We start from the raw sequence: 26,911 nt of genomic DNA, 5'->3' as shown, positions 1-26,911 counted from the left end.
GTCTCTCCACAGTTCGCGCCTACTGCCACTTGAAGTACCGGGTGGCCAGCGCACCCAGGCCCACCGTCCAGGCCAGCAGCACGAGGATCAGCCGCAGGTCCGGCCAATCGCCCAGCGCCGCCTGGTCCATTCCCCGGGCCGCCGCCCCCAGCGGGGTCGACTCCACGATCGTTCCCATGATGCCGGGCATGGTCTGCACCGGGAACCAGACCCCCGAGGTGAACATCAGCGCGATGAACACCGCGCTGCCCACCGCCGCCGTGGCCTTCGAACTGCGCGACAGCGCCGAGATCAGCCCACCGATGGTCAACGCCGAGCACACCGCCAGAACGAGCAGCAGCAGGTAGGGCACGAGTGCACCGGGCAGCTTGACGTCGAAGGCCAGCCGGCCGATGACCAGCACCAGCGCCGTACCCACCGCGATCGCCCCGGCATGCAGCACGAACTGGGCGGTGAGCAGATGCCAGGACTTGGCCGGCGTGGTGGCGTACCGGCGCAGCACCCGTTGCTCGCGATAGGCGGACAGCACCGTCGGCATTGCCTGCACCGAGGCCATGATGGCGCTCAGCAGGATCGCGATCGGTGCGTAGAGGTCGATCACCCGGGCCCCGCCCAGCTCCTGCGCCGGCTCCCGGAAAGCCGGGATCAGGCCCAGGATCACGAACAGGATCGGCGGGAAGGCCATCACCCAGAACAGCGCCCCGGGCTCGCGCAGGAACAGCCGGAACTCGGTGCGCAGCACGGCCCAGGCCGGGTTGCTGGTCTTGGCGGTCATGCTGGGGCCTCCTCGTTCTCGGAACCGGCGACCAGGCTCAGATAGGCCTCGTCGAGGGTGGACTGGGTGACCCGCAACTTTTCCGGGCGCACATCGGATCGGGAGAGCAGATCGAGGACGGCCAGCACGGCGGCGTCGTCAGCGACCACTTCCAGCCGCTCGGCTCGCTGACGAACCTCGGCCACTCCTTCCAGCGCCCGCAACCGCTCCAGGTCGACCGGGGCGTCGGGGGTGAACGACATCACCGTGGGCGCACTCGAACTGGCGACCAGCCCGGCCGGGGTGTCCAGCGCCGCCACCCGCCCCCGGTCGATCAGCGCGATCCGGTCGCACAGCCGCTGCACCTCCGGCATCAGGTGACTGACCAGGACGATCGTGGTGCCCTGGTCGCGGGCCGCCTCGACCAGCTTCCAGACGTTGCGGCGCGAGGCCGGGTCGAGGCCGGTGGTGAGCTCGTCCAGCAGGGCCACCCTCGGACGGCCGACCAGGGCCAGGGCAATGGCCAGACGTTGTTGCTGACCGCCCGACAAGGCCGAGTAGTAGGCGTCGCGTTTGTCGCCGAGCCCGAGCTGTTCGGCCAGTTCCAGCCCGTCGGCCGGGTCGTCGTAGAAGGACGCGAACAGCTCCAGCGCCTCCTTGACGGTGAGCTTGCCCTGCAGTCCGGCCTGCTGCAGCTGCACGCCGATCATGCTGGTGGCCGCAACCCGGTCCAGGTAGGGGTCGATCCCGGCCACGCTGACCGTACCGGCCGTGGGCCTGGTCAGCCCGGCAATGCTCTCCACCGTGGTGGTCTTACCGGCCCCGTTCGGACCGAGAATGCCGAAGATCTCGCCTTCCCCCACGTCCAGGTCGATGTGGTCCACCGCCACCACATCGCCGTACGTCTTGCGCAACCCGCGCACCTCGATGATCGCCATAGGACGAGTCTGGCCAAGCCGGGCCCCGCTGTGATCAACCGATCCGCTACCCGCCGCCAGCCGATCGGCCAGCGGCTCCGGCCGGCGGCCCCACGCGAGCGGGAGGCCCGGTCACAGGAAGTAGAGCCGGTTCAGCGACACCCGCTCGGCCGGCTCCGAGGAGACCACCGCCCCGTCCACTGTTACCAAGCCGCTCGGTGATACCCGGACCTCGGCCAGCCGCGCATTCAGCCGCATCGATGACAACCCGATACCCCGGGTGTCACGCACTCCCACCCGCCGGCGCCGCGTCGTCATCGAGTCGTTGCCCTGCTCGGCCGCTGCCTGCGAGGTGAACGCCACCGAAAGGTCGGCCGCCGTAGCCCCGTGCCCGCCGAACTGTGGCCCGTACACCAGAGGCTGAGCCCGGTCGATCGCCGCGTTCGGGTCACCGGTCACTCCGTAGGCCGGGAACCCGGACTTCAGAACGAGTTCCGGCTTGGCCCCGAAATACGCCGGCTGCCAGAGCACGACATCGGCCAGCTTGCCGACCTCCAGCGTGCCCACTTCGTGCGACAACCCGTGCGCAAGAGCCGGATTCACCGTCAGCTTGGCGATGTAACGCAGCGCGCGGTCATTGTCGTGCGCAAGAGCAGAACCCAAGGAAGCCTTCATCTTCCCGGCCATCGCGAAGGTCCGCCGCACCGTTTCCCCGGCCCGCCCCATGCCCTGCGCATCGGACGAGGTGATCGGGATGATGCCCAGATCGTGCAGCACATCCTCGGCGCCCATCGTGCCCGCGCGAATCCGGTCGCGGGCCAGCACGGCGTCACCCGGGATGTCCTCCTTCAGACCGTGCGCGGCGAAGATCATGTGGTAGTGCTCGGCCACGGCATCGCGGCCGAACGGCAGGGTGGGATTGGTCGAGGAGCCGATCACGTTGGGCTCGCCGGCCATCCGCAGCACGTTGGGCACGTGCCCGCCGCCGCAGCCCTCGATGTGGAAGGCATGAATCGTGCGACCGTCGAGAACCGCCAAAGTGTCTTCCACCGAGAGCGATTCGTTGATCCCGTCGGTGTGCAGAGCCACCTGGACGTCGTACTCCTCGGCCACGGTCAGCGCCGTGTCCAGCGCCCGGGCGTGCGCCCCCATGTCCTCGTGCACCTTGAAACCGCACGCGCCACCCTCGACCAGCGCCTCCACCGACGAGCCCGGATCCGAGGCCGAACCCCGGCCGAGAAAGCCGATGTTCACCGGCCAGGCGTCGAAAGCGTTGAAGGCGTGGCGCAACGCCCAGGGCGAGTTCACCCCGACACCCCAGACCGGCCCGAACTCCTGCCCGATGATCGTGGTGACGCCGGAGGCCAGCGAGGCCTCCATGATGCGCGGGCTGAGCAGATGCACGTGGGTGTCGATCGCTCCGGCCGTGGCGATCAGCCCTTCACCGGGGACGATGGTGGTGCCGGTACCGACCACCACATCCACCGCATCGAGCGTGTCGGGGTTCCCGGCCCGGCCGATCGCGCTGATCCGGCCCTCGCGAATCCCGATCGAGACCTTGCGAATGCCGAGCACCGCATCGATCACCACCACGTTCGAGATCACCACGTCGCAGGTGTCCCTAACCCGGGCGGCCTTGAGATGCATTCCGTCGCGGGCGGTCTTGGCGAAGCCGGCCAGGAACTCCTCACCCACAAGCTGGGAATCGCTCTCCACCTCGACCACCAGACCGGTGTCGCCGAGCCGGATCCGGTCACCTGCAGTGGGCCCGTAGGTTGCCGCGTAACTCATTCTCCAGCCCCCAGAAATCCGCACTCCCGTGCTTTCTCCAGCGCAGCTTCCAACGCACCCGGCGCATCGAGCGGCCCGTCGACCAGACCGGAGAAGCCGATGACGATGCGTGCACCACCGATCGGGGTCAGCACAACCTCGAGCGTCTGCCCCGGGGCAAAGCGCACGGTACTGCCGGCATCGATCGCCAGGCGCCGCCCGTAGGCCTGGCGCCGGTCGAACTGCAGCCGCGGGTTGACCTCGAAGAAGTGAAAATGCGAAGTGACGCTGATCGGGACCGTCGCCGTGTTGGTGACCGAAAGCGTCCGTTGCTCTTGAGAAACCACCTGCTCAGCCGAACCCGGAAGCACTGCCCCGGGAGCGTCCGTCCCGAGCGAGCCGCCCTGAAAGGGGTCGGTGACCACGATCAGCCGGGTCCCGTCCTCGAACCCGGCTTCCACCTCCACCTGCCCCACCACGTCGGCCACGCCGGGCAGAACATCCTCGGTCCCGAGCACCGAACGGCCCGCCGCCATCGCATCGGCCAACCGGGCCCCGTCCCGCGCCGCCTCGCAGACCGTGTCCGCGATCAGCGCGGTGGCCTCGGGAACGTTCAGCCGCAGTCCACGCGCCCGCCGCGCCCGGGCCAGTTCCGCCGCGGTGAAGATCAGTAGTCGATCGCGTTCGCTCGGCGTCAGACGCATGGCGCGGAGATTAGCCGATCCCTGCGGCACTTTGTCGGTTATCGTGACGAGTCCCGCAGCCTGTGAGGAGGGGTGATGACCGAGGGAACTCGCCGGATGCCGGCCGAGTGGGAGCCTCACCAGCGCACCTGGATGGCCTTCCCGACCGCCAATCCCACCTTCGGCGAGGGCGCGGATCTGCAACGGGCGCGCCGGGCCTGGAGTCGGGTGGCCAACACCGTGGCCCGGTTCGAGCCGGTGACCGTCCTGGTCGATCCGCGCGACCACGCCGAGGCCCGCGCGCTGCTGGACACCGACATCGCCCAGGTGCCGCTGGACGACGCCTGGCTGCGCGACTCCGGCCCGACCTTTGTCAGCAACCAGGCCGTGGACTGGCGCTTCAACGGCTGGGGAGCACAGTCCTGGGCCCGCTGGGAGAAGGACGCTCAGGTTGCCGCGAAAGTGGCCGAACTGACCAGCACCCCGCTCAGCCCGTCAGCACTCACCCAGGAGGGCGGCGCGTTCCAGGTGGACGGCCATGGCACCGTCCTGCTGACCGAGACCGTGCAACTGGACCCGGACCGCAATCCGGGCTGGACGCGTCTTCAGGTAGAAACCGAGATCCACGCCCAACTCGGAACCAGCCAGGCGATCTGGCTGCCCCGCGGTCTGACCGCCGACTACGGCGAGTTCGGCACCCGTGGGCACGTGGACATCGTGGCGGCGTTCACCAGTTCCGGCGCCGTTCTGGTGCACACCCAGCCCGATCCCGGCCATCCGGATCATGCTGTGAGTCAAGAGGTTCTGGAAATCCTCAACCAAGCGCAGGACGCTCGTGGCCGGCGTCTCGAGGTCGTGGAACTGGTTGCGCCCCGGCAGAGCGAGGTGGACGGGGAACTCGTCGACCACTCGTACGTGAACCACTATGTGGCCAATTCCGCCGTGATCGCCTGCTCCTTCGACGATCCGAACGATGAAGCGGCCAGAGCCGTTCTTGAACAAGCATATCCGGGCCGGAGCGTGGTGTCGGTGGACGCACGGGACATTTTCGCCTTCGGCGGCGGGATCCACTGCATCACCCAGCAGCAGCCGACCTGAAGTTCATTGCGCCGAGCGGGGCTTCGACTGGCCCGGTCCCCAACCCTGACCGACGCTGGATGCCATGTCAGTGAACAGCCTGGGCGAAGAAGATCTGGCCGGCCGGGACCTGAGGAACACCCGGCTGAAGGACTACCAGCTGCACGGCGCCGACCTGAGCCGCTGCATCCTGCAGGGCACGGACCTGCGCGGCACCGATCTGCAGGGCGCCAACCTGACCGGCGCCAACCTGGAGGGGGCGAACCTGGCCGGGGTCGACCTGACCAGCGCAACCCTGCACGACACCGTCCTGACCTGGGCCATCCTCAAGGGCGCCCACCTGAGCGGAGCCGACCTGCACGAGGGGCACCTGCACGGGGCCGACCTGTGCAACGCCGACCTGCAGGGCGCCGACCTGGATCAGGCCGACCTCGGCGACGCCGCGGTCCGCAGCACCAACCTGCGCGGGGCCCGGCTCACCCGGGTCCGCCTCGGCGGCGCCGACCTCAAGAAGGCCACGGTGGCCAGCGCCGACCTGGAGCATGCCAGCCTGGCCGGGGCCCACATGACCGAGACCAACCTGGCCGAGGTGCGCCTGAGCCAGGCCGACCTGACCGGCGCCACGTTCGGCGGTACCGACCTGACCGGCGCCGATCTGCGTGAGGCGCGGATGCGCGAGGTGATGATGGGTCGTTCGGGCCGGACCGGCTACGTGCGCCTGGAAAGGGCCGACCTGAGCGGGGCCGATCTGCGCGACGCCAAGCTCTCGTCGGTGAACTTCGCCGGCGCCAACCTGTGCGGCACCGACCTCGGCGGCGTCCTGGCCTACGAGGTCGAGCTCACCGGGGCGATCTGGGACCTGCGCACCCGCTGGGACTACCACCACGAGCTGGCCGTGCAGGACGCCTCGATGCCGCAGCCGGACGGCACCTTCAAGGTGATGAAGCGCTATGTGATGCGCTGAGGCGTTGTGGTTATCGTGCTGGGATGAACCAGGAGAACCGGCCCGACAAGCACGACCCGGCGAGCGTAGGTACCAGCACCTGGGCGGTGCACGGCGGCAACCGGATCGACGAGGGCAGCGGGGCGATCCGCACACCGCTGGTGATGGCCAACTCCTACCGGTTGCCGGAAGACCCGGCCGCGATGAACTGGTCGGCCACCGACCAGCCGCTCTACACCCGCAACGGCGGCGCCAACCAGGCCGGGCTGGAGCGCAAGCTGGCCGCGATGGAGGGTGGCGAGGCCGCCGCCGTGTTCGCGACCGGGGTGGCGGCCCTGCACGGCGTCTTCTTCACCCTGCTCAAGAGCGGCGATCACGTGGTGGTCTCCGACGTCACCTACGAGGCGGTGTGGCGGCTCTTCGCCCAGCTTCTGCCCCAGCGCTACGGCATCGAGGCGACCTTTGTGGACGTCGGTGACCTGGCTGCGGTGCGGGCCGCGGTCCGGCCCAACACCAAGATCATTCATGTGGAGACGATCGCCAACCCGACCACGAAGGTCGCCGACATTCGGGGTGTCGCACAGATCGCGCACGACGCCGGCGCGCTTTTCACCGTGGACGGCACCTTCACCCCTCCCCCGCTGTACCAGCCGCTGGCCGACGGCGCCGACCTGGTGATTCATTCCCTGACCAAGTACATCAACGGTCACGGAGATGCCATGGGTGGCGCGGTGATCGGCGACTCCTGCCTGATTGACCGCATCCGTCACGACGCCCTGGTCGACGTGGGCGGCGTGATCTCACCGTTCAACGCCTGGCTGATCATGCGTGGCTCGGTCACTCTGCCGCTGCGGCTGCGACAGCACCTGGCCACGGCCGAGGTGGTGGCCCAGTACCTGCAGTCCGATCCCCGTATCGCCTACGTCTACTACCCGGGCCTGGCCACGCATCCGCAGCACGATCTGGCGGTGAAACAGTTCGCCGGAAGAGGTTTCGGCGCAATGATGGCCTTCGCGGTGAAGGGCGATGCGGACACGCAGAACCGGTTCGTGGCCAACCTGCGGGTGATCACCTCGGCCGTCTCGCTCGGGCACGACGAGTCGCTGATCGTTCACGTGGGTCCGGATGCGCGAGGCGGAAGCGAGAACTACCCGCCAGAGTTCCTGCAGTACGGGCATCTTCGCTTCTCGATCGGCCTGGAGGACGCCGAGGATCTGATCGCCGATCTGCGCGCTGCCCTGGACCGTACGGAGTTCAGCGGATGATCGAGTGGGACGAACAGACCCGGGTGCTTCTGGTCGAGGGGCGTCCGTGGCCCGCCGAGCGGCAGGAGACCTCGGGCAGAACTAGGGACGTGGTGGTCACCACAGTACCCAAGCGCGGGTTGGTCGCGCTGGTGCGTCTGCACCGGGACGGGACGGCCGGGATCGAGCTCTGGAAGGGTGAACCGGACGAGTCGGACGGAGTCGCCGTTCTGGCTGAGAGCGGCTTTCCCTTCGCGATGAGCCATGTTCCGCTGTGCTCGTGCGGAGATCGGGGTTGCGGCAATGCCGGCCGGCAGCTCCACGCCGACCCGATCAGTTCCGAAACCTTGCTCAGCACCTTGGAACTGGTACGGGATCTGCGCTGGGATTCCCGGCCCGCCGAGACCGGTCAGGAGTTCTGGCAACCAGAAGAGACCGACGAGTTCTGAGTGATCCACGGACAGGACCTAGTGGGCGGGATGTCACGAATCGCCGCTCTCCCGGTTCTCGAGAGGCGCCCTCCCACCGGACACTGCTAGCTTTCCGAGCGGCGAGTCCAGGGGGAGGGCTTTCGGATGCTGACGGCTGCCGGTGGGGATGTGCGGGAGATCCTGCGCAACGTCCTGCTTCCCAAACCGGTTCGCGACCCCTATCCGTGGTACGCCCGGCTGCGGCAGGAACATCCAGCGCTGCGCACCGACCAGGGCCTGTGGATCTTCAGCCGGTACCAGGACGTGGCGCAGATCCTCGGCGACCCGGCCTTCGCCGCCAAGGACGCGGCCTGGTTCGACGCGCACCTGCCCTTCTGGCGAGACCACCCGGGCATGCTGGCCTTTCTTTCCTGCATGGTCTTTCAGAACGACCAGCACCATCTGCGGCTACGCCGGGCGATGGCCCCGGCCTTCGCCCCGGCCCGGCTGAGGCACCTGGCCCAGGTCACCCAGGTCTCGGTCGCCGAACGACTCGGGACGCTCGAGGACCGGCCCGATCCGGTCGATCTGCACCAGCACTACAGCTTGCCGGTGGTCCGGGACACTATCTGCGCCCTGGTCGGCGTGCCCGCCGACTCCGGTCCCGAGCTCTACGAGCTGGTCCAGCCGCTGCTGGGCCTGCTCGATCCGCTCCCGAGCGAGGCAACCATCAGGCGAGCTGACCGGAGCGCCGGCGTCCTGCGTCCGTTGCTCGAGGATCTTGTGCTCCAGCGGCGCCGCCGACCACGTGACGATCTGGCCGGCCACGTCAGCATCCTGCGGGACGACGAAGCCGTCTCCGCCCTGATGCTTGCTCTGGCAGCTGGTTTCGACACCGCCGTCACTCTCGTCGATCACTGCCTGGCCGCGCCGGCCACCGGAACCCACCGCACGGTGCTGGAGTCGCTCCGTCACGACCCGCCCCTGCAACTGGTCACCCGAATCACCCGGTGCGCCGTGGTGGTCGGCGAGATCACCCTGGAACCGGGCGAGGAGGTGATGGCCCTGCTGGGTTCGGCCCACCGTGATCCGGAGCGATACCCCGATCCTGACCACTTCGATCCAGACCGAAACACCGTTCCATTACTCGCGTTCGGCGGGGGCGCCCACTACTGTCTCGGTGCGCGCCTGGCCCGCACCATCGCCGAGTGCGCTGTTCCCGCTCTGCAGCAGCGCTTTCCAGGGACCAGCCGCTCCGCCGGACCACGCACCGCTCGACGTATCACGCTCGCCGGGTGGACCAGCCTCCCGATGCGCCTCGCTCCTGCCGACGAAAGGTAGCCAACACCGTGCGCCGTCTGAACCACAAGCTCACAGCCGCCGCCCTCTGCCTCGGCGCGCTGGTCGGCGCCGCCCCGAGCGCCTCGGCCGCGATCAACCTGCCGATCCCGCTGCCCGCCGTCTGCACCAGCACCGCCTCGGACACAGTGGGCGAGCAGAACCCGGACGACCCGGACAGCGTGATCTTCCACGGCACCGGCGAGATCCTCTGCACCCTCGGCCCGGACCTGCTGATGACCGGCACCAGCACCTTCAGCGGAACCCTGCCCAAGGGCGAGTGCACCGGCGCCAACTCGGGCCTCAGCTACACGGCGCGGGTAGACTGGAAGGACGGCAAGTACACCACCGGCACCTACACCAACTTCGAGCAGACCACGCTGAACGGTACTGCGGCAGTGCTGATCTCCGGCACCACCGACGCCTCCAGCACCAAGTTCGCCGGATACGAGAACCAGATCATCACCACCACGCTCGGGGACTGCGGCACCCCTGCCGACGAGGCCGACAAGATCCAGGCCGGCGTCGTGCTGTACCTGCCCTGATATGACGCTGCCGCTTCGTTCGGAAGATCTGGCTCTGCTGCGGCCCTGGTTCGACCCCTTCGACCCAGGACTGCACGAGGACCCGTACAGCCGGTACGAACGAGCCCGGGAGGCCACACCGGTCTGCCCGGGCCCGTACGGGCTGCGGGTATTCACCCGCCATCGGGACGTCTCGGCGGCGTTGCGGGACAACCGGCTCGGGCACGGTGAGCCGACCAGTGAGAAGCGGATCTTCTCGTTCCTCGGACAGGACCCGCCCGGCCACGGTCCGCTGCGGCGGCTGGCGGCCCAGTTCCTCGGCCCACAGGCGATCTCTGCGCTGGAACCCCGGATCGCCGGGTACGTGGACGAGTTGCTCGAGGTGATGCTGGCCCAGCGAAGTGCCGACGTACTGACGGATTTCGCCTATCCTCTCTCCCTCCGGGTGATCGGCAGCCTGTTCGCGATCCCGCAGGCCGACCAGCCGTGGATCAGGGCACAGACCCCGCCGATCGGGCGCCTGCTCGACCCGCCGTACTCGATCAGCGAGGCCGACCGGACGGCGGCCCGCAAGGCCGCGGCGGTGCTGGTGGCCTACCTGCACCAGAAGATCGGTGAACGACGCCGGTCACCGGGCCCGGACGTGCTCAGCGCCCTGATCGCGGCCGCCGACTCGGGCGGCTCGTTCACCCGGCGTGAACTCATCCCGATGTGCTCGCTGCTCCTGCTGGCCGGTTACGAGACCACGGCCAACATCATCGCGAACGCCGTGCTGGCGCTCCTGGAGCATCCGCAGCAGCTGCGCCAGGCCCGGTCCCGGCTGGTGGACGGCCAGTTGGTGCCGCGGGCGGTGGACGAACTGGCGCGTTACGACTCCTCGGTACAGGTCACCTTCCGGACCGTGCAGGCCCGGGCCCGGCTGGGCGGCGTCGAACTGGCGGAGGGTGAGCGGGTGGCCCTGCTGATCGGCTCGGCCAACCGCGACCCCCGGGTGTTCGAGCGGCCCGATCAGCTCGACCTGGACCGGTCCCCCAACCCGCACCTGTCGTTCGGCGCAGGCATCCACTACTGCCTGGGCAGCCCGCTGGCCCGGCTGGAGACCGGGGTGGCCCTGGGAAGGCTGCTGCAGCGGAGCCGGTCGATCGAGCTGGACAGCGATCGGCTCCGGCACAAGAACCTGGCCGCCACTTTGCGCGGGCTGGAAGCACTTCCGGTCCGGGTCACGGCCGCCTGATGACCGAACTGCGCAGCTGCGACGCGTTCGTCCCGGAGGATCCGAGCCGGTGGGACCTGCATTCGGCGCTGGAGCAACTGCACCGCACCGGGCCGGTCCAGCCGGTGACTCTGCCCGGCGGTCTGAGGGCCTGGCTGGTCACCGGCGCGCAGGCGGCCCGGACTGCGCTCAGTGATCCACGGCTGGCCCACGACCTGCGCCGCCTGCCCGACCCGGACAGCGGATTCGGCGGATCGCGTTTCCCCGACGACATCTTCGCCGTCGAAGGCCGCCATCTGCTCAACAGCGACGGCGAGGATCACCGGAGGCTACGAACCATCCTCGCCCCGGGACTGACCCGGGCCCGGGCCGAAGCTCTGATCCCGCTGATCGAACACACCTGCGCCGACCTGCTGAACCATCTGTCCGGTGACTTCGACCTGATAGCCGGGTACGCCCGTCCATTGGTGGTTCGTACTACTGCAGCAACGCTGGGCGTACCCGAACGATTCGTCCCGCAACTGGCCGAACTCACCGCGGCGGCGATCAGCGACCGTTCGCCTGGCCAGGCCACGTTCCAGCAGAACCAGGCCCGCCTGCTGCGCCTGTGGAGCTCCGTGCTGGGGCACAAGCGTCGCGACCCGGGCGACGATCTGCTGAGCCTGTTGGTCGCGGCCCGGCGCACTGAACAGATCTCGGCCCAAGAGATGGTCTCGGTGGCCTGGGGGCTGTTTTCCGGCGGGATCTCGCCGATGATCACGTTGCTGGCCGCCGGAACGGTCGAACTGCTGCGTGCCGGAAACCCGCCCGGAGAGCGCGTGATCGATGAACTGCTGCGGCTGACCAGCCCGTTCCCGGTGTCCCAGTGGCGCTTTGCGCTGGCGGACATACCCCTGGCCGGCGCCGTGATACCCCAGGGCGCAGTAGTTCTCATCGCCCTGGCCGCGGCCAACCGTGATCCTTCATGCTTCGCCGGCCCCGGCGCCCTGCAGCCACACCGTGGTAATGCCGCTGCCCACTTCGCCTTCGGCGCCCGACCGCACTACTGCCCGGGCGCGCACCTGGCCCGTCTCCAGGCCCGGATCGCCCTGGGCGCCCTGTTCAGCCGGTTCCCGAATCTGCGCCTGGCGGTGCCGGAACGGGATCTGCGCTGGCACGGTCTGCTGGTGGAACGGTGCTACGACAGCCTCCCGGTCACCGCCTGAGCATGCGCCAGATCCCGCTCGGGCAAGTCTCCGTCGAACCTGGCCTGGCCTGGGCCTGGCACCTGCTCCCGGTCGGCCGGCCGATCACCGACCGGATTCTGAGCTACAACCAGGTCCGGTATCTGCGCTCTGGGGGCGGCAGTTCCATCTCCGGCACGTTCGAGGTGGACGGCCCGGTGGACCTGGCGGAGATGGAGGCGGCCTTCGGCAATCTGCTGCAGCGCCACCCGGTTCTCCGTTTCACCCCGCAGGGCGAGTACCCGCAGATGCGGCTGCACCGGGTCTCGCACGGCTGGCTCGGCTCGCCGGACGTGGTCCACCGCTACCTGAAACAGCAGTTCGCCGAACTGGATCCGGTGTACGGGCCGCTGGTCGGCCTGGGTGCGCTGGTCCGTGAACGCTCTACCACGGTGCACCTGTGCCTGGACCATCTGGTCGGCGACGTGGTGTCGGTCGTGATCGCCATGGCCGAACTGGTGGGCACTTACCGGCAGGTCAGCCCACCGAGCTTCTTCGCCTACAGCCAGGAGGAACACCAGCGCAACGAAGCGCTCGACGAACGCCTCTCCGTCTGGCGCGAATTCGCCCGGGACAAGGGATTCTTCCCCGAAAGCCCGGTCGTCCTGGGCCCGTCCGGCGGCGATGATCGCAACGAAGTGGTCGAACTGCTCTCCGCCGCAGAGTGCACCGACTTCGAAAGGCGTTGCCGGTCAGCGGGCGGCGGCATGATGTCCGGACTGCTCGCGGCCATGGCAACAGCACAACGAGATGAAGGCGGACCTGACGTCTACCGGGCGTTCGTGGCGCTGAACCAGCGGGGCGAGCGATATGCCGGTTCGCTGGGATGGTTCGTCAACGTCGTGCCGATCGAGATCCCGGTGCCCCGCCCGGCCGACCTGGACCAGCACATCCGCACCGCGCAGGCGGCCTACCGCAGAGCCCGGTCACTGAAGGAGGTGCACTACATCAGAGCATGGGAACTGCTGGCCCCGTCCACCCGCTTCCGGGCGGTGAACTTCTTTTCCTATCTGGATTTTCGCGACCACCAGCAGGGCGATGTGAGCAACCCGGCCATCCAGGTGAACATGCCGGGCCGGCACGGGCTGACGCTCTGGCTGTACCGCAACGAGCAGGGCCTGTACCTGCACTGGATCTACCGCGACACGGCGGTGGCCCGCACGAGCACGGCCGCCTTGGCCCGCCGGCTCCGCGAGATCCTGCGAGAACCGGGCGGACGGACACCGACCTCGTCCGTCCGCCCCTGAGTTCACGAAGAGATCACTCCAGCGGAAGATCGAACTCCGCCGGCATACTCAGCAGACCGCTGACGTCGCCGGAGATCTCCTCCGGCTCGGCGCCGCGGCGGAACAGGATGGCCGGGCCGGGAGCGTTGGGCGCCACCGGCTTTCCGCCGATCGTGGCCGAGTCGCCGGACACCCGCAGGTGAGTGCCCTCGCGCAGGCCCAGCACCGGCACGTCGTTCTCCTCGCCGAACTCGCGCAGCCGGGTCTCGCGGGTCTCACCCATGTGCTTGCTGGCCGGGTCGGCGTCGATGTAGTGCGGGTTGATCTGGAACGGCACGAAGTTCAGGGCCGCGAACGAGTCGGGCTCAACGATCGGCATGTCGTTGGTGGTCCGGATGGTCGGCGCGGTGATGTTGGTGCCCGCGCTGGCCCCGACGTAGCGGGCGCCGCCGGCCACCGCGGTGCGCAGCGCCTCGACCAGACCGGCGCGCTGCAGGGTGCGCAGCAGCCGGAAGGTGTTGCCGCCGCCGACCACGATGAACTTGGCCTCGGCGATCGCCGCGACCGGGTCGGCGGCGGTGTGCAGACCGGTCAGCTCGACCCCGGCCTCGGCAAAGGGCTTGGCCACCACCTGGGTGTACGCATCGTGATCAGCCAGGGCGAAGGGGACGAAAACGCCGGTACCGACGCCGTCGGCGAAGGCCGCCAGTTCGGTGGCGGCGTGGGCCCACGGACGTCCGCCGTGGTTGGTCGAGTTGGACAGCAGGAGAAGTTCCACGTCGAAAACTTTACGACGCGGAAACAGCCGGGGCTGGACCGGAGAGCCCAGGCAGGCCTACCTTGCTTTCCGATGTACGGAACAGTATCCCGATTATCGGAAAGGATCAAGCGATGGCCGACGAACTGCTGACCGTCCAGCGCGCCCTGGACGTCCTCGGGCTGTTCACCGCGACGGAGGGCTCGTGGGGCGTCAGCGACGTGGCCCGGCGCCTCGGGCTGGGCACCTCCCAGGCCCACCGCATCCTGGCCACGCTGGCCGGGCGCGGTTTCGTCGTCTCTGATCCACGGACCCGGCTCTACCGGCTCGGACCCACCCTGATCGGGCTTGGGCAGCTGGCCGCCGAGTCCGACGGCACCCGGCAGCTCGCTCTGCCGGTGCTGCACCGTCTCGCAGCGGCGACCGGCCGCTCCGCGGTGCTCAACATCCGCCAGGGCTCGCGCTACCAGCTGATCGCCGCAGCCGACGCGCCTGGTGACCTGCGCTGGGAACTCACCCTCGGGCGCAGCTACCCCTGGTACGGCGGGGCCTCCGGGCACGCGATCTACGCCTTCCGACCGGAGGCCGAGATCGAGGCCCTGATCGCCACCGGCTTCGAGGAGTCCACCGAGATCGGCCCGCACGAGGCCGAGGACATTCGCCGGCGCCACCGCGCCACCCGCGAGCAGGGCTGGATCTACTCCCGCGGAGAGATCAACCCGCACGTCACCGTCGTAGCCGCCCCGATCCGGGTGGGCGACGAAGTGAACGCCAGCGTCTCGGTGATCGGCGTGGCCCGCCCCCTGGAAGTCGATCCCTCCCTGACCGACCGTCTGCTCACGGCCGCTCAGGAACTCGCGACGCTGCTGCGCCGCTGAAGCCGGGCCTTTCCGGCACGCACCTGAAACTTCAGTTCCTGGAAGGAACACGCTTCATGTCCGTCGACACCTCCACCGGCAGTACCGGGGTCCCGGCCGAGTCGGAGCAGCACCCCCGCGCGCTCGAGCCGCTGACACTCCTCGTCCTGGCGATCCTCAGCATCCTGGGCGCGATGATCGGCCTGCACATGATCACCACGCTCGGCATCTCGCCGAACACCTCGGTGATCGGCGCGCTGATCGCCATGATGGTCGGCCGGATCGCCTTCGCCGGGCTGGTCCGCTTCCGCAACGTGCACCGCCAGAACCTGGCCCAGACCGCGATCTCGAGCGCCACCTTCGGCGCCGCCAACACGCTGATCACCCCGATCGCGATCCCCTACGTCACCGGCCGGCCCGACCTGGTCTGGCCGATGCTCGGCGGTGCGCTGCTGGGTCTGGCGATCGACGTGTGGGTGCTCTACCGGGCCTTCGGCTCCTCGTTCCTGCCGGCCTCCGCGGCCTGGCCCTCCGGGGTCGCCGCCGCCGAGACGATCAAGGCGGGCGACACCGGCGGCCGCCAGGCCAAGCTGCTGGCCGTGGGTGGCGCGGCCGGCTTCACCCTGAACTTCTTCGGCCTGCCGATGTCGGCGGCCGGCGTGGCGCTGATCGGCAACATGTGGGCGCTGCTGATGTTCGGCCTGGGCCTGCTGGTCAACCAGTACTACCCGAACTTCTTCGACGGCCAGACCCTGGCCTCGCAGTACATCCCGCACGGCGTGATGATCGGGGCCGGCCTGGTCGCCCTGGTGCAGGCCGCGATCATGCTGAGCGGCCGGCGCGGCCCCAAGGCCGCCGATGAGGTGACGGCCGAGGAGACCGACCCGTCGCTGGTCCCGACCGTCACCGTCGAGGCCCTGCGCCGCACCTTCGGGATCGGCTACGGCCTCTACGTGGCCGGCGCGCTGATCCTGGCCACGATCACCGGCCTGTGGTCGGACATGTCGGTCCTGGCGATGATCGGCTGGGTGCTGTTCGCCGCCTTCGCCGCGATCGTGCACGAGATCATCGTCGGTCTGGCCGCGATGCACTCCGGCTGGTTCCCGGCCTTCGCGGTCACCCTGATCTTCCTGATCTTCGGCCTGCTGCTGGGCATCCCGACCGAGCCGCTGGTGGTCCTGGTGGCCTACTGCGCCGCCACCGGCCCGGCCTTCGCCGACATGGGCTACGACTTCAAGGCCGGCTGGCTGCTGCGCCGCGAGCACCGCCCCTACACCGCCTACGAACTCGAGGGCCGCCGCCAGCAGCTGATCGGCGGCGTGATCGGGTTCGTGGTCGCGGCCGGCATGGTCGCCCTGCTGTGGCGCAGCTACTTCGAGGACGGCAAGATCCCGCCGGTCTCCGGGGTCTACGGCGACACGATCACCGCCGGGCTGACCGACCCCAAGGTGTGGGTCACCCTGCTGCTGTGGGCGATCCCGGGTGCCCTGGTCCAGATCATCGGCGGCCCCAAGCGCCAGATGGGTGTCCTGCTGGCCACCGGTCTGCTGGTCAGCAGCCCGAACGCGGGCTGGCTGGTGCTGATCGCCCTGGCCGTGCGGCTGTACTGGGAGAAGAGCCGGGGCGCACAGGGCGAGAACGAGATGGCCCTGGTCGGGGCCGGCCTGATCGCCGGTGACTCGGTCTACGCGGCCGGGAAGATCCTCTGATGGCCCGGCTGGCAGTAGTCACCATCGGCCAGGCCCCGCGCACCGACCTCACGCCCGAACTACGGTACTGGCTGCCGGGAGTCGAGCTGATCGAGCGCGGCGCTCTGGACGAGGACGGTCCGGAGGCGATCGCCGCGATGGCCCCGAAGCCCGGCGACGAGGTGCTGACCACCCGGCTGCGCGACGGCGGCAACGCCGTCATCGGCCACCAGCACATCGTGCCCCGGGTGCAGAAGATCCTGCACAGCCTGACCGACGTGGACGCGATCATGCTGGCCTGCACCGGGGAGTTCGACGACGTCGAGTCGCCGAAACCGCTGCTGCGGCCGGAGAAGATGATCGGCCCGGGCGTCGCGGCCCTGTCCGCCGGCCTGGCCAAGGTCGGGATCCTGGTCCCGCTGCCCGAGCAGCGAAACACCCCGGACGGCAAGTACTCCTTGCTGAGCGCCGAGGTGATCGTCGACGACGCCAGCCCGTACGTGGGGGTCAACGGCGCAACTGTGGACGCGGGGCTGGCGGCGGCCGCTCGCCGGCTCGCCGATGCGGGGGCCGAGTTGATTGTGGCCGACTGCATCGGGTATTCGCAGCCGATGCGTGCCGTCCTCACTCAGGAGAGCGGTGTGCCAGTGGTTCTCGCCCGCTCGATCGTCGCCCGCCTGACGGCTGAGCTGCTGGACACCGGCGCATGAGCCGTACCGTCGGGATCATCCGGGTCGTCACCACCGACGACCGCGAGTTCCTCGAGAAGCACGGCCGGATCCTGGAGACCGAGCTCGGCGTCCGGACCGTCACCGAGGCGATCCCCGATCAGCCGCGGGGCGTGTTCGACGACGAGACGTTCGCGGCCGCCTCGGCGAAAGTGCCGGTGCTGGCCGAGAAGCTGGCCTCGCAGGTCGACGCGATCCTGATCAGCTGCGCCGCCGACCCGGGGCTGGCCGGGGCCCGGGAACGGGTCTCGGTGCCGGTGATCGGGGCCGGTTCGGCCGCTGCGGCCGTGGCCGTGGCCCTCGGGAACCGGATCGGGGTGCTCGATCTGACCCCGGACACCCCGGAAACCGTCACATCCGTGCTCGGTGACCGCCTCGTCCGTTCATTGCAGCCCGAAGGGGTTCGCGAGACCCGCGACCTGCTCACCCCCGAAGGGTTCCAGGCCTGCCTGCGGGGCGGCGACGATCTGGTCGCCGCCGGTGCCGAGGTGGTCATGCTTGCCTGCACAGGCATGACCACCATCGGCCTGGCCGAACCGCTGCGGGCCCGGCTGGGCATCCCGGTCGTCGACGCGGTGCGCACCGGCGGCCTGCTCGCCTCCCGTTACTGAACCAGAACTGAAACAGAAACACACGTAAGGAGTTCCACCTTGTCCTGGCGCCACGTGATCAACTTCTCCGAACTGCTCGACTCCCCCTCCGCCAGCGGCGAGGCCGCAGCCCAGGCGCTGCGCGACCTCGGTGCCGTCGACGTCAAGGTCACCCCGATCACCGGCGATCAGGGCACCACCGAGTTCGTCTCGCTGACCATCCCCGGCACCAACGGCAAGAGCTCGGGCGGAGACGCTCCTACGCTCGGGATCATCGGCCGGCTGGGCGGTCTGGGCGCCCGGCCGGAGCAGATCGGCTTCGTCTCCGACGGTGACGGCGCCCTGGTGGCTCTGTCCGCCGCCGCCAAGCTGCTCGACGCCGCGGCCAAGGGTGACCGACTGCCCGGTGACGTGGTGATCAGCACCCACGTCGACCCGGACGCTCCCACCCAGCCGCACGACCCGGTGCCGTTCATGGGCTCCGCGGTGGACATGGGCGTGACCAACGAGGTCGAGGTCTCGGCCGAGATGGACGCGATCCTCAGCGTGGACACCACCCGCGGCAACCGGATCTGCAACCACCGCGGCTTCGCGATCACGCCGACCATCAAAGAGGGCTGGATCCTGCGGGTTTCGGAGACCCTGCTGGACGCGGTCGAGCGCACCAGCGGCCAGCAGCCGGTGATCCTGCCGATCACCACGCAGGACATCACCCCGTACGGCAACGACGTGTACCACGTGAACTCGATCGTGCAGCCGACCACCGCCACCAGCGCCCCGGTCGTGGGCGTCGCGCTGACCACGGTCACCGCCGTTCCCGGTTCGGCCACCGGCGCCTCGGACCTGCAGGTCGTGGAGAGCGCGGTGCGCTTCGTGATCGAGGTGGCCAAGGACTACGGCCGGGGTATCGCCTCGTTCTTCGACCAGGCCGAGTTCGACCGGCTGATCGAGCTGTACGGCTCGCTGGCGCACCTGCAGAAGCTGGACGCCCGTTCCTGAACCAACCACCAATAGGGGACGTGCGTGGGCTGGTTGCCCACGCACGTCCCCTATTTCGTTGTGATCAGCCCTTCAGCTTCCACTCCCCGTCGCGCATCTCGAACTCCTTGGCGCTGACCCGAACGGTCACCGACTTCACGGTGGCCTTGTTGCCGTACTCGCCCAGGGCCGTTCCGGTGAGCTTGTAGAAGCCGGGCTTCAGGGTGTCGCCCGAGCTGTCGGTACCGTTCCAGGAGACCTTGAAACCGTCGGCCGTGCCGGCCCACTTGCGAACCACATCACCCTTGGGGCTGGTCAGAGTGAAGCTGGTGTCGGCCGCCTTGGTGGCCTTGGCCGAAAGCTTCACCGAGTCGCGGAAACCGTCACGTACCGGGTAGACCGTGCCAAGACTGGTGCTCAGATTCAGGACCGGGGCCTTGGCCACCACCTCGATCGGGACCTCACCGGACTCGGCCTTGTCGGCACACTGCAGATCGGGGTTGCTCAGATCCAGCCCACCCAGATTCAGGCCGCTGCCCCCACCCCCCAGCAGATCACCCAGATTGCTGCCCAGGCAGTCGGTCAGCGAAGTGGTCCCGAGCGAGACCAGCCGGGCCTTGATGTCCTGGTGGCCACCCAGCGGCAGGCCTTGGTCGAGGTCGCCGCGCCAGGTGTAGGTGCCCTCCCCGGCCGGCTGGCTGCCCACCGGCAGGCCGAGCAACGGAGTTGCCTCGTCGGAGATCGTCTTCTGCCCGATCACCGCGCCCTTGCTGTTGAGGAACTCCAGGGCGACGACGCCGGACTGGGGGATCTCGTAGGAGAAGGTGATGGTGTCCTGCTTGCCGTCGCCGTTCGGGCTGAAACCCTTGGCCGAGGCGCTCAGCGTCGCCGTGGGCGTGTCGTCGGAGGTGGCGGCGGAGGCGGCCGGGGCCACCAGAACCCCACAGCCCAGGGTCGCGGCAATAACCCCAACACCAGCCAGAACAGTGCGGATCTGCATGAGTACTCCCGTTTCCTCGCTCGCTACCAGGTCGAGGTCCCTGTACGGATCGGCGATCGCGGATCTGAGATGCGGGAGGCTTCAAATATCCCGGTGCCCCCGATGGCCCACTCAAGGCCGCGATTTCGTCGGCAGCGCGTCACCGGGGTGCGCCGATCGGGACCGCGAGCGCGGTGACGGCCTCGCGCTCAGTGCTCCAGATCTGTTGAACAGCTGTAGATCTGGATCACTTCACCAGCCAGGCGCCACCCCTCACCGGCCCCACCCTCTCACCGCCGCAGCCTGTTATCACCAACCGCACGGCATCGGGAAGACAAAGCACGGGCGGATTCAAGCGGTCGTTGCAACGCTTGCTTGTGCTTGGAGGCTAGCGAAGACTTCGGCGGGTGTGAGGAAGCCGAGGCGTTTGCGGGGGCGGTCGTTGAGTTCGTCGGCGACGGCTTGGAGGTGGGCGGCGTCGTGGATGCTGAGGTCGCTGCCTTTGGGGAAGTACTCGCGTAGGAGCCCGTTGGTGTTCTCGTTGCTGGGGCGCTGCTGGGGGCTGTAGGGGTCGGCGAAGTAGACCTGGATGCCGGTGTTCTGGGTGATTTTCTGGTGCTGGGACATTTCCTTGCCGCGGTCCCAGGTGAGGGTTCTGGCGAACCAGGTGGGGTAGGCGCTCATCTGGGTGGTGACCGCGGCAGCGACGTGCTCGGCGTGCCAGCCGTCGGGTAGGTGCAGCAGGCTGACATAGCCGGAGTGGCGTTCCACGATGGTCCCGATCGCTGAGTTCGAGGCGGTCGATCCTTTGATCAGGTCGCCTTCGTGGTGGCCGGGCACCAGTCGGCCTGCGACGTCCTCGGGTCGTTCGTGGATCGAGACCATCCCCGGGATCGTTCCTCGGGATTCCCTGCGGTTTCGGGGTTTACGCTGGGAACGGCCGGAGCGTAGGCGCCCTTTCAGGGCCCGGGTCAGTTCCCCGCGCGGGTGGACGTACAGAGCCCTGTAGATCGTTTCGTGGCTGACGTGCATGAGCTGATTGTCCGCCTGCCGGCCCGGGTCATCGAGGGGGAACTCCAGCCTCAGCCGGCCGGCGATCTGCTCGGGCGAGAGGCGCTTGTCCAGCATCTGCTGCACCCGGGCCCGCAGATGGGGGCGGGTCTGCCAGACGCTGGCCCGGGGCCTGCGCTGGCGCTGCCAGGCCAGGGTGTCAGCACGCTCGGGCTCGTACCGCTGCCCGGTCCTGGAGGGCCCGGGCCCGTCCGGATGCCCGGACCCGGCAGACCCGGCAGACCCGGCAGACCCGGCAGACCCGGCAGACCCGGCAGACCCGGCAGACCCGGCAGAACGGGCGGGGCGGGGCAGGCTGTTACGGCGCAGCTCCCGGCTGATCGTCGAGGGCGAACGCCCCAGCGCCCGGGCGATCGTGGCCTGGGAGGAGCCGGCCTCCAGCATTCTGGCGATCTCGTACCGCTCGTCCCGATCCAGATAACGATCGGAAAAGGATGTTCCTGCCGGACGGTACATGCCACCCAAGCTGACATTCAGCCGGTGCGCATACGTCGATGACACGCCACTGGCCCGCGCCGCAGCGTAGGGATTCAGGCCCGATCGCAGCGCCTGCATCAACCGCTCGTACCTGACCCGATCCAACCGGTGACCAGCCAAAACGCCCTCCAGGTATAGGGCGTTGCAACAATCACTTGAACCCACCACCAATAACGTGGTTTTGTCTTCCCGATGCCGGTTCAGCTGACCACCAGCCCTCGCGAGGAGAAGCGGCGGCGGGCGTCCTCGAGCTGACCGCGGGTGGGCGGTGGGGTGCCGGCCAGCCGGTAGCGCAGGCCGAGCTGCTCGTACTTGGACACTCCGAGGCGGTGGTAGGCCAGCACGTCCACTCGTTCGACGTTGCCCAGCCCGGCCACGAAGTCGGCCAGGCCGTCGATGTTCTCCGGAGCGTCGGTGAGGCCGGGGACCAGGACGAAGCGCACATGCACGGGCTTGCCCAGATCGGCCAGGCGCCGCGCGAACCGCAGAGTGGGGGCGAGCTCCTTGCCGGTGGTGACCTTGTACGTCTGCGGGTCGAACGACTTGATGTCGAGCAGCACCAGGCTGGTGTCCTCGAGCAGCTGGTCCGTGGCCAGGTGGCCGAGGGCGCCCGAGGTGTCCAGCGCGGTGTGCAGGCCCATCTCCCGGGCCCCGGCCAGGAAGCGGGCGGTGAAGGCGGGCTGGACCAGCGGCTCGCCACCGCTGATCGTCACCCCTCCCCCGCTCGCCACCAAAGCCGGGCGAAAGCGCCGGACCCGCTCGAGGACGTCCTCAATCTGCGTGACCTGACCGCCCAAAGAAGTCCAGGTGTCCGGGTTCTCGCAGTACTGGCAGCGCAGCGGGCAGCCGGCCGTGAAGACCACGAACCGGCAGCCCGGCCCGTCCACCCCGACCGAGGTGTCCCAGGAGTGCACCCACCCGGCGGTTCCGGCCCGCCAGATTCCGGGGTCGTATCCGGGCAGCGGCGGCCGGGGAGCCGCGAGAGTGGCTACGTGGACGGTACTTACGGTGTTCACAGCGGGTCACCGTGGAAGGTGCGGTTGATGACGTCCATCTGCTGCTCCCGGGTCAGGCGGACGAAGTTGACCGCGTAGCCGGAGACCCGGATGGTCAGGTTCGGGTAGTCCTCCGGGTGGGCCATCGCGTCCAGCAGGGTCCGGCGCTCCAGCACGTTCACGTTCATGTGGAAGCCGCCGGCAACCATGTAGGCGTCAAGAACCCCGACCAGGCTGGTGATCCGGTCGTCGCGGGTGCGTCCGAGGGCGTCCGGCACGGTGGTCGAGGTCAGCGAGATGCCGTCCCGGGCGTCGTTGAAGTCGATCTTGGCCACGCTCAGCGCCGAGGCCAGGATGCCGTGCTTGTCGCGGCCGTTCATCGGATTGGCCCCCGGGGCGAACGGCTCACCGGCCCGCCGCCCGTCCGGAGTGTTGCCGGTGGCCTTGCCATACACCACGTTCGAGGTGATGGTCAGCACCGACTGGGTGATCTCGGCGTTGCGGTAGGTCTTGCGGGCCCGCAGCTTCTCCATGAACCGGTGCACCAGGCCGGCCGCGATCTCGTCGACCGAGTCGTCGCCGTTGCCGTAGGAGGGGAACTCGCCCTCGACCGTGTAGTCCACGATCAGGCCGGTCTCGTCGCGCACCGGGCGCACCACGCCGTTCTTGATCGCCGACAGCGAGTCCGCCGCCACCGAGAGCCCGGCGATCCCGCAGGCCATCGTGCGGCGCACCGGGTAGTCGTGCAGGGCCATCTGGACCCGCTCGTAGGCGTACTTGTCGTGCATGTAGTGGATCACGTTGAGCGCGTCCACGTAGGTCTCGGCCAGCCAGTCCAGCATCGCGTCGTAGCGCCGCATCACGTCGTCGAAGTCGAGCACCTCGCCCTCGACCGGCGCCACCTGCGGGCCCACCTGCACACCGCTGACCTCGTCGCGGCCGCCGTTGATCGCGTAGAGCAGGGCCTTGGCCAGGTTCGCCCGGGCCCCGAAGAACTGCATGGCCTTGCCCACCGTGGCCCCGGAGACGCAGCAGGCGATCGCGGCGTCGTCCCCGCAGACCGGGCGCAGCAGCTCGTCGTTCTCGAACTGGATGGCGCTGGTGTCGATCGAGACCTGCGAGCAGAACCGCTTGAACGCCTCGGGCAGCTGCGGCGACCAGAGCACGGTCAGGTTGGGCTCGGGGGCCGGGCCGAGGTTGTACAGCGTCTGCAGGAACCGGAAGGAGGTCCGGGTGACCAGGATCTTCCCGTCGTCGGCAATGCCTCCGATCGACTCGGTCACCCAGGTCGGGTCACCGGAGAACAGCGCGTCGTACTCCGGGGTGCGCAGGAACCGGATGATCCGGAGCTTGATCACCAGGTCGTCGACCAGCTCCTGGGCCTGCGACTCGGTGAGCGTGCCTTCGGCGAGGTCGCGCTGCAGGTAGATGTCGATGAAGCTGGAGGTGCGCCCGAACGACATCGCGGCGCCGTTCTGCTCCTTGGTGGCGGCCAGGTAGGCCAGATACAGCCACTGGATCGCCTCCTGCGCGGTGCGGGCCGGCCGGCTCAGGTCGTACCCGTAACCGGCGGCCATCTCCAGGAGTTCACGCAGCGCGCGGATCTGCTCGGACAACTCTTCGCGGTCGCGGATCACGTCCTCACCGGTACCGGCCTGGGCCAGGCCCGCCTTCTCCCGCTGCTTGGCCTCGATCAGCGCGGCCACGCCGTACAGCGCCACCCGCCGGTAGTCCCCGATGATCCGGCCCCGGCCGTAGGCGTCGGGCAGGCCGGTGATGATCGCGGCCTTGCGGGCGGCCAGGATCTGCGGGGTGTAGGCGTCGAAAACACCCTCGTTGTGGGTCTTGCGGTACTTGGTGAAGATCTCCTTCACCGTCGGGTCGAGCTCGTATCCGTAGGCGCGCAGGCCGTTCTCGACCATCCGCAGCCCGCCGCGGGGCATGATCGCGCGCTTGAGCGGAGCATCGGTCTGCAGCCCGACGATCAGCTCGGCGTCCTTGTCGATGTAGCCAGGGGCGTGGCTGGTGATCCCGGAGACGATCTTCGTGTCCGCGTCCAGGATCCCGCGCTCGCGCTCGACCTTGGCCAGGTCGCTGATCTGCTGCTGAATCGCCTCCGTACGAGGGGTTGCCCCGGCCAGGAACGACTCGTCGCCCGAGTAGGGCGTGACGTTGGCCTTCAGGAAGGCACTGACGTCGATGTGGTCCTGCCACTGCCGCCCGGCAAATCCGCGCCAAGCGGCCTGTTCGATGGTCTGCAGCGTTTCCATGCCCTTATCGTCCGTCTGACGCCTTGCGCCCAGCAGAGGCCAAGGCCCCCTGTTCGAGCGGTCTTTCGGCGCGGGACCTTTGCCCCTGGGCGGCCCGGCCGAGAAGTTGGAAGGCTGAGGCAGCAGGAGGCGCTCATGATCCACCATTCGATGTCCGGGACCACCGTCACGCTCGAGCTGACCCAGGTCCAGACCCTCAACCGGGAACTGCGTCGCCACGCTCCGGTCACCGCCGGCCGGCTCGGCCTGGGGTCCGTGCCGGAGAAGGCCGTTCTCCGGCAGGTACAGGCCAGCGGCCCGCCGTCCTTCCCCTACCTGTACGGGCGCTTCGATGCCGGCGGGCCTGCGGTCGAGCTGCACACCCGGCAACTGCAGCAGCTCAGCGATCTGTGGCACCTGCACCAGCGGTGGGGAGTGTCGTAACTTTCCACCGTGCGAGTTCTTGTGGTGGAGGACGACCGGGTGATCGCCGACGCGGTCGCCCGGCGGCTGGAGAAGGAGGGCTTCGCGGTCGAGGTCGTGCATGACGGCCGGGCGGCCGTGGCGGCCTTCCACGACGGCATCGACCTGCTGGTTCTGGATGTCATGCTGCCCGGGCTGGACGGCCTGGAGGTGTGCCGTCAGGTACAGGCGGTGCGGCCGGTGCCGGTGCTCATGCTGACCGCGCGGGCCGACGAGACCGACCGGCTGATCGGGCTGGGGGTAGGGGCCGACGACTACCTGACCAAGCCGTTCAGCCCCCGCGAGTTGGTCGCCCGCGTACGCGCGCTGCTGCGTCGGGTAGAACGGGCCGAGGAGCTGGCTCGGTTGCGTCTCAGCGCGGCTCTGGATCTCGGTAACGGGCTGACTATGGACGTCGGCGCGCGTCGGGTGGAACTGGACGGGCACGAGGTGCACCTGACCCGTACCGAGTTCGATCTCCTTCACACCCTGGCCCGGCGGCCGGGGAATGTGGTCCCCCGGGAGCAACTGCTGGCTGAGGTCACGGACTGGCCGGAGGCCAGGGGTTCGCGGGCGGCGGACAGTCACGTGAAGGCCCTGCGGCGCAAGCTCGGCGCGGAGCGGATCCGGACCGTGCAGGGGGTCGGCTACGCCTTGGTGCTCGGATGAACTGGCTGGCTGCGCGCTGGGACCGCTGGCGCCCGCTGGACCCGGTGCCCTCGATCAAGATGAAGTTCGCCCTCCTGGTGGGGCTGAATCTGGTGCTGACCGCCGGGGTGACTTACTACGCCGTGGTGCTGCTGGGCTGGCGGATCCGCTACGGGATGCTGGCGGCGGCGCTGATCGTTCTCGTGGTCAGCCAGATCGTGGGGCACGGCATGACGCTTCCCCTGCGGCAGATGACGGCCGCCGTCCGGGAGCTGGCTGCGGGTAGGCCGGTTCCTGCGGTGCAGACCAACAGCCGGGACGAGGTGGGCGAGCTGGCGCGGGCTTTCACGGCGATGGCCCAGGAGCTGGCGGCCGCGGATCAGCAACGGCGGCAACTGCTTGCGGACGTCGGGCACGAGTTGCGCACTCCGGTCGCCGCTTTACGGGCTCAGGTCGAGAATCTTGTGGACGGAGTCCGTCCGGCTGATGGGGAGGCCCTCAACGAGGTGCTGGCGCAGGTAGAGCGGCTGGGCGGGCTGCTCACCGACTTCCTGAGCCTGGCCAGTGCTGACGGCGGGGCGCAGAAGCTGAACCGGCAGCTCGTCACGGTGCGTTCGGTGATCGATCCGGTGGTGGCCGAGATCGCGACCGTACGGCCGGGTGCGGCCATCACCGTCGATGTACCCCCTGATCTGACCGCCCACGTTGACCCCCGACGGCTGGCCCAGGTGGTGAACAATCTGCTGGACAACGCGGCCCGGCATGCCGGGGACGGCGGAAACGTGACCGTATGCGCGCAGGCGCGTACCCCGTCCGTTGGTCTGGTTCTGGAAGTGACCGACGACGGCCCGGGCATTCCCCCGGAAGCCTGGCAGAGCGTCTTCGATCGATTTCGCTCCGGCGCCGGCCCGACCGCGGGGGAACCACGTTTGGACGGCGGTACCGGCCTTGGCCTGGCGATCGCCCGATGGGCGGTCCTCCTGCACGGCGGCACGATCGCCGTGGTGCCGGCCGACGGCGGCGGATGCCGGATCCGGGTCGAGATCCCGGGCGCTGATCAGGACCTTCACAGGATCTCCAGATCTTGATCACCGGATGCTGCTGATCGGG

The 26,911-nt window shown here is 68.9% G+C and carries 26 protein-coding genes; 17 read left to right on the top strand and 9 right to left on the bottom strand.

What is annotated here, in order from left to right; all coding sequences use genetic code 11:
- Positions 1-19: 19 nt before the first annotated feature.
- The 4 genes from LR394_RS34580 to ureA form a co-directional block, all read right to left on the bottom strand.
- Entirely contained in the window at positions 20-775 is a 756-nt protein-coding gene (locus LR394_RS34580) for an ABC transporter permease (RefSeq protein ID WP_231448871.1), read from the bottom strand.
- Positions 772-1,692 carry an ABC transporter ATP-binding protein gene (locus LR394_RS34575; protein WP_231448869.1) on the bottom strand — a complete coding sequence of 307 codons (921 nt, stop codon included), beginning with the start codon at positions 1,690-1,692 and terminating at the stop codon, positions 772-774. The genes LR394_RS34580 and LR394_RS34575 overlap by 4 nt, the downstream gene beginning before the upstream one ends.
- A 111-nt stretch (positions 1,693-1,803) precedes the next feature.
- Complete coding sequence (locus LR394_RS34570; RefSeq protein ID WP_231448868.1) at positions 1,804-3,462, bottom strand: urease subunit alpha; 1,659 nt, start codon at positions 3,460-3,462, stop codon at positions 1,804-1,806.
- The gene (ureA, locus tag LR394_RS34565; protein ID WP_231448867.1) at positions 3,459-4,145 is read right to left on the bottom strand and encodes an urease subunit gamma; all 687 of its coding nucleotides are present in this window, start codon (positions 4,143-4,145) and stop codon (positions 3,459-3,461) included. Before ureA ends, LR394_RS34570 begins: the two co-directional genes overlap by 4 nt.
- Before the next feature lie 75 nt (positions 4,146-4,220).
- On the opposite strand from ureA, the gene LR394_RS34560 reads away from it, so the two are divergent.
- From LR394_RS34560 to LR394_RS34520, 9 genes are all read left to right on the top strand, one after another.
- Positions 4,221-5,222, top strand: coding sequence for an agmatine deiminase family protein (locus tag LR394_RS34560; protein ID WP_231448865.1), 1,002 nt, complete (start codon positions 4,221-4,223; stop codon positions 5,220-5,222).
- 64 nt (positions 5,223-5,286) lie between these two features.
- On the top strand, positions 5,287-6,165 hold the full coding sequence (locus tag LR394_RS34555) for a pentapeptide repeat-containing protein (protein WP_231448864.1): 879 nt from the start codon (positions 5,287-5,289) through the stop codon (positions 6,163-6,165).
- A gap of 23 nt (positions 6,166-6,188) precedes the next feature.
- A complete protein-coding gene (locus tag LR394_RS34550) occupies positions 6,189-7,409 on the top strand; it encodes a trans-sulfuration enzyme family protein (protein WP_231448862.1) in 1,221 nt (406 codons plus the stop codon).
- Complete coding sequence (locus LR394_RS34545; protein WP_231448860.1) at positions 7,406-7,837, top strand: hypothetical protein; 432 nt, start codon at positions 7,406-7,408, stop codon at positions 7,835-7,837. Before LR394_RS34550 ends, LR394_RS34545 begins: the two co-directional genes overlap by 4 nt.
- Before the next feature lie 126 nt (positions 7,838-7,963).
- Positions 7,964-9,139 (top strand): cytochrome P450, encoded by a 1,176-nt coding sequence (locus tag LR394_RS34540; RefSeq protein WP_231448859.1) that lies wholly within the window; start codon positions 7,964-7,966, stop codon positions 9,137-9,139.
- A gap of 8 nt (positions 9,140-9,147) precedes the next feature.
- Entirely contained in the window at positions 9,148-9,681 is a 534-nt protein-coding gene (locus LR394_RS34535; protein ID WP_231448858.1) for a hypothetical protein, read from the top strand.
- A gap of 1 nt (position 9,682) precedes the next feature.
- Positions 9,683-10,894: a cytochrome P450 gene (locus LR394_RS34530; protein ID WP_231448856.1), complete on the top strand. Its 1,212-nt coding sequence runs from the start codon at positions 9,683-9,685 to the stop codon at positions 10,892-10,894.
- Positions 10,894-12,078: a cytochrome P450 gene (locus LR394_RS34525; RefSeq protein WP_231448855.1), complete on the top strand. Its 1,185-nt coding sequence runs from the start codon at positions 10,894-10,896 to the stop codon at positions 12,076-12,078. Before LR394_RS34530 ends, LR394_RS34525 begins: the two co-directional genes overlap by 1 nt.
- Before the next feature lie 2 nt (positions 12,079-12,080).
- Entirely contained in the window at positions 12,081-13,343 is a 1,263-nt protein-coding gene (locus LR394_RS34520; RefSeq protein WP_231448853.1) for a condensation domain-containing protein, read from the top strand.
- 13 nt (positions 13,344-13,356) lie between these two features.
- Here the strand turns inward: LR394_RS34520 and pepE are convergent, their stop codons facing one another.
- On the bottom strand, positions 13,357-14,100 hold the full coding sequence (gene pepE, locus LR394_RS34515; protein ID WP_231448851.1) for a dipeptidase PepE: 744 nt from the start codon (positions 14,098-14,100) through the stop codon (positions 13,357-13,359).
- Between the two features lie 113 nt (positions 14,101-14,213).
- On the opposite strand from pepE, the gene LR394_RS34510 reads away from it, so the two are divergent.
- The 5 genes from LR394_RS34510 to LR394_RS34490 are packed head-to-tail and all read left to right on the top strand — an operon-like array spanning position 14,214 to position 18,941.
- Positions 14,214-14,957, top strand: coding sequence for an IclR family transcriptional regulator (locus tag LR394_RS34510; RefSeq protein WP_231448850.1), 744 nt, complete (start codon positions 14,214-14,216; stop codon positions 14,955-14,957).
- Between the two features lie 56 nt (positions 14,958-15,013).
- Positions 15,014-16,645, top strand: coding sequence for an OPT/YSL family transporter (locus LR394_RS34505; protein WP_231448849.1), 1,632 nt, complete (start codon positions 15,014-15,016; stop codon positions 16,643-16,645).
- Positions 16,645-17,334: an AroM family protein gene (locus LR394_RS34500; protein WP_231448848.1), complete on the top strand. Its 690-nt coding sequence runs from the start codon at positions 16,645-16,647 to the stop codon at positions 17,332-17,334. Before LR394_RS34505 ends, LR394_RS34500 begins: the two co-directional genes overlap by 1 nt.
- Positions 17,331-17,963 (top strand): aspartate/glutamate racemase family protein, encoded by a 633-nt coding sequence (locus LR394_RS34495; RefSeq protein WP_231448847.1) that lies wholly within the window; start codon positions 17,331-17,333, stop codon positions 17,961-17,963. Before LR394_RS34500 ends, LR394_RS34495 begins: the two co-directional genes overlap by 4 nt.
- A 39-nt stretch (positions 17,964-18,002) precedes the next feature.
- On the top strand, positions 18,003-18,941 hold the full coding sequence (locus LR394_RS34490; RefSeq protein WP_231448846.1) for a DUF1177 domain-containing protein: 939 nt from the start codon (positions 18,003-18,005) through the stop codon (positions 18,939-18,941).
- Positions 18,942-19,005: 64 nt separating this feature from the next.
- Here the strand turns inward: LR394_RS34490 and LR394_RS34485 are convergent, their stop codons facing one another.
- The 4 genes from LR394_RS34485 to pflB form a co-directional block, all read right to left on the bottom strand.
- Positions 19,006-19,920 (bottom strand): flagellar hook assembly protein FlgD, encoded by a 915-nt coding sequence (locus LR394_RS34485; RefSeq protein ID WP_231448845.1) that lies wholly within the window; start codon positions 19,918-19,920, stop codon positions 19,006-19,008.
- A gap of 330 nt (positions 19,921-20,250) precedes the next feature.
- Positions 20,251-21,426 carry an IS30 family transposase gene (locus LR394_RS34480; protein WP_231448843.1) on the bottom strand — a complete coding sequence of 392 codons (1,176 nt, stop codon included), beginning with the start codon at positions 21,424-21,426 and terminating at the stop codon, positions 20,251-20,253.
- 221 nt (positions 21,427-21,647) lie between these two features.
- Positions 21,648-22,409 (bottom strand): pyruvate formate-lyase-activating protein, encoded by a 762-nt coding sequence (gene pflA, locus LR394_RS34475; protein ID WP_269330279.1) that lies wholly within the window; start codon positions 22,407-22,409, stop codon positions 21,648-21,650.
- A gap of 50 nt (positions 22,410-22,459) precedes the next feature.
- On the bottom strand, positions 22,460-24,712 hold the full coding sequence (gene pflB / locus LR394_RS34470) for a formate C-acetyltransferase (RefSeq protein WP_231448840.1): 2,253 nt from the start codon (positions 24,710-24,712) through the stop codon (positions 22,460-22,462).
- 135 nt (positions 24,713-24,847) lie between these two features.
- Here pflB and LR394_RS34465 point away from each other — a divergent pair, with 135 nt between their 5' ends.
- From LR394_RS34465 to LR394_RS34455, 3 genes are read left to right on the top strand one after another with little or no spacing between them, the layout of a single operon-like run.
- Positions 24,848-25,135 (top strand): hypothetical protein, encoded by a 288-nt coding sequence (locus LR394_RS34465; RefSeq protein WP_231448837.1) that lies wholly within the window; start codon positions 24,848-24,850, stop codon positions 25,133-25,135.
- Between the two features lie 9 nt (positions 25,136-25,144).
- The gene (locus tag LR394_RS43415; protein ID WP_231448836.1) at positions 25,145-25,822 is read left to right on the top strand and encodes a response regulator transcription factor; all 678 of its coding nucleotides are present in this window, start codon (positions 25,145-25,147) and stop codon (positions 25,820-25,822) included.
- Positions 25,819-26,889 carry a HAMP domain-containing sensor histidine kinase gene (locus LR394_RS34455; RefSeq protein WP_231448835.1) on the top strand — a complete coding sequence of 357 codons (1,071 nt, stop codon included), beginning with the start codon at positions 25,819-25,821 and terminating at the stop codon, positions 26,887-26,889. Before LR394_RS43415 ends, LR394_RS34455 begins: the two co-directional genes overlap by 4 nt.
- The last annotated feature ends 22 nt before the right edge of the window (positions 26,890-26,911 follow it).

Source organism: Kineosporia babensis, assembly GCF_021129305.1.
Taxonomy (GTDB): Bacteria; Actinomycetota; Actinomycetes; order Actinomycetales; family Kineosporiaceae; genus Kineosporia; species Kineosporia babensis.
This window is presented reverse-complemented; position numbering and strand designations above follow the sequence as displayed.

Excerpts from the sequence above, each read along its gene's own strand:
- LR394_RS34580 (WP_231448871.1), bottom strand. The coding sequence starts at position 775 with ATGACCGCCAAGACCAGCAACCCGGCCTGGGCCGTGCTGCGCACCGAG.
- LR394_RS34575 (WP_231448869.1), bottom strand. The coding sequence starts at position 1,692 with ATGGCGATCATCGAGGTGCGCGGGTTGCGCAAGACGTACGGCGATGTG.
- LR394_RS34570 (WP_231448868.1), bottom strand. The coding sequence starts at position 3,462 with ATGAGTTACGCGGCAACCTACGGGCCCACTGCAGGTGACCGGATCCGG.
- ureA (WP_231448867.1), bottom strand. The coding sequence starts at position 4,145 with ATGCGTCTGACGCCGAGCGAACGCGATCGACTACTGATCTTCACCGCG.
- LR394_RS34560 (WP_231448865.1), top strand. The coding sequence starts at position 4,221 with ATGACCGAGGGAACTCGCCGGATGCCGGCCGAGTGGGAGCCTCACCAG.
- LR394_RS34555 (WP_231448864.1), top strand. The coding sequence starts at position 5,287 with ATGTCAGTGAACAGCCTGGGCGAAGAAGATCTGGCCGGCCGGGACCTG.
- LR394_RS34550 (WP_231448862.1), top strand. The coding sequence starts at position 6,189 with ATGAACCAGGAGAACCGGCCCGACAAGCACGACCCGGCGAGCGTAGGT.
- LR394_RS34545 (WP_231448860.1), top strand. The coding sequence starts at position 7,406 with ATGATCGAGTGGGACGAACAGACCCGGGTGCTTCTGGTCGAGGGGCGT.
- LR394_RS34540 (WP_231448859.1), top strand. The coding sequence starts at position 7,964 with ATGCTGACGGCTGCCGGTGGGGATGTGCGGGAGATCCTGCGCAACGTC.
- LR394_RS34530 (WP_231448856.1), top strand. The coding sequence starts at position 9,683 with ATGACGCTGCCGCTTCGTTCGGAAGATCTGGCTCTGCTGCGGCCCTGG.
- LR394_RS34525 (WP_231448855.1), top strand. The coding sequence starts at position 10,894 with ATGACCGAACTGCGCAGCTGCGACGCGTTCGTCCCGGAGGATCCGAGC.
- LR394_RS34520 (WP_231448853.1), top strand. The coding sequence starts at position 12,081 with ATGCGCCAGATCCCGCTCGGGCAAGTCTCCGTCGAACCTGGCCTGGCC.
- LR394_RS34510 (WP_231448850.1), top strand. The coding sequence starts at position 14,214 with ATGGCCGACGAACTGCTGACCGTCCAGCGCGCCCTGGACGTCCTCGGG.
- LR394_RS34505 (WP_231448849.1), top strand. The coding sequence starts at position 15,014 with ATGTCCGTCGACACCTCCACCGGCAGTACCGGGGTCCCGGCCGAGTCG.
- LR394_RS34500 (WP_231448848.1), top strand. The coding sequence starts at position 16,645 with ATGGCCCGGCTGGCAGTAGTCACCATCGGCCAGGCCCCGCGCACCGAC.
- LR394_RS34495 (WP_231448847.1), top strand. The coding sequence starts at position 17,331 with ATGAGCCGTACCGTCGGGATCATCCGGGTCGTCACCACCGACGACCGC.
- LR394_RS34485 (WP_231448845.1), bottom strand. The coding sequence starts at position 19,920 with ATGCAGATCCGCACTGTTCTGGCTGGTGTTGGGGTTATTGCCGCGACC.
- LR394_RS34480 (WP_231448843.1), bottom strand. The coding sequence starts at position 21,426 with ATGTACCGTCCGGCAGGAACATCCTTTTCCGATCGTTATCTGGATCGG.
- pflB (WP_231448840.1), bottom strand. The coding sequence starts at position 24,712 with ATGGAAACGCTGCAGACCATCGAACAGGCCGCTTGGCGCGGATTTGCC.
- LR394_RS34465 (WP_231448837.1), top strand. The coding sequence starts at position 24,848 with ATGATCCACCATTCGATGTCCGGGACCACCGTCACGCTCGAGCTGACC.
- LR394_RS34455 (WP_231448835.1), top strand. The coding sequence starts at position 25,819 with ATGAACTGGCTGGCTGCGCGCTGGGACCGCTGGCGCCCGCTGGACCCG.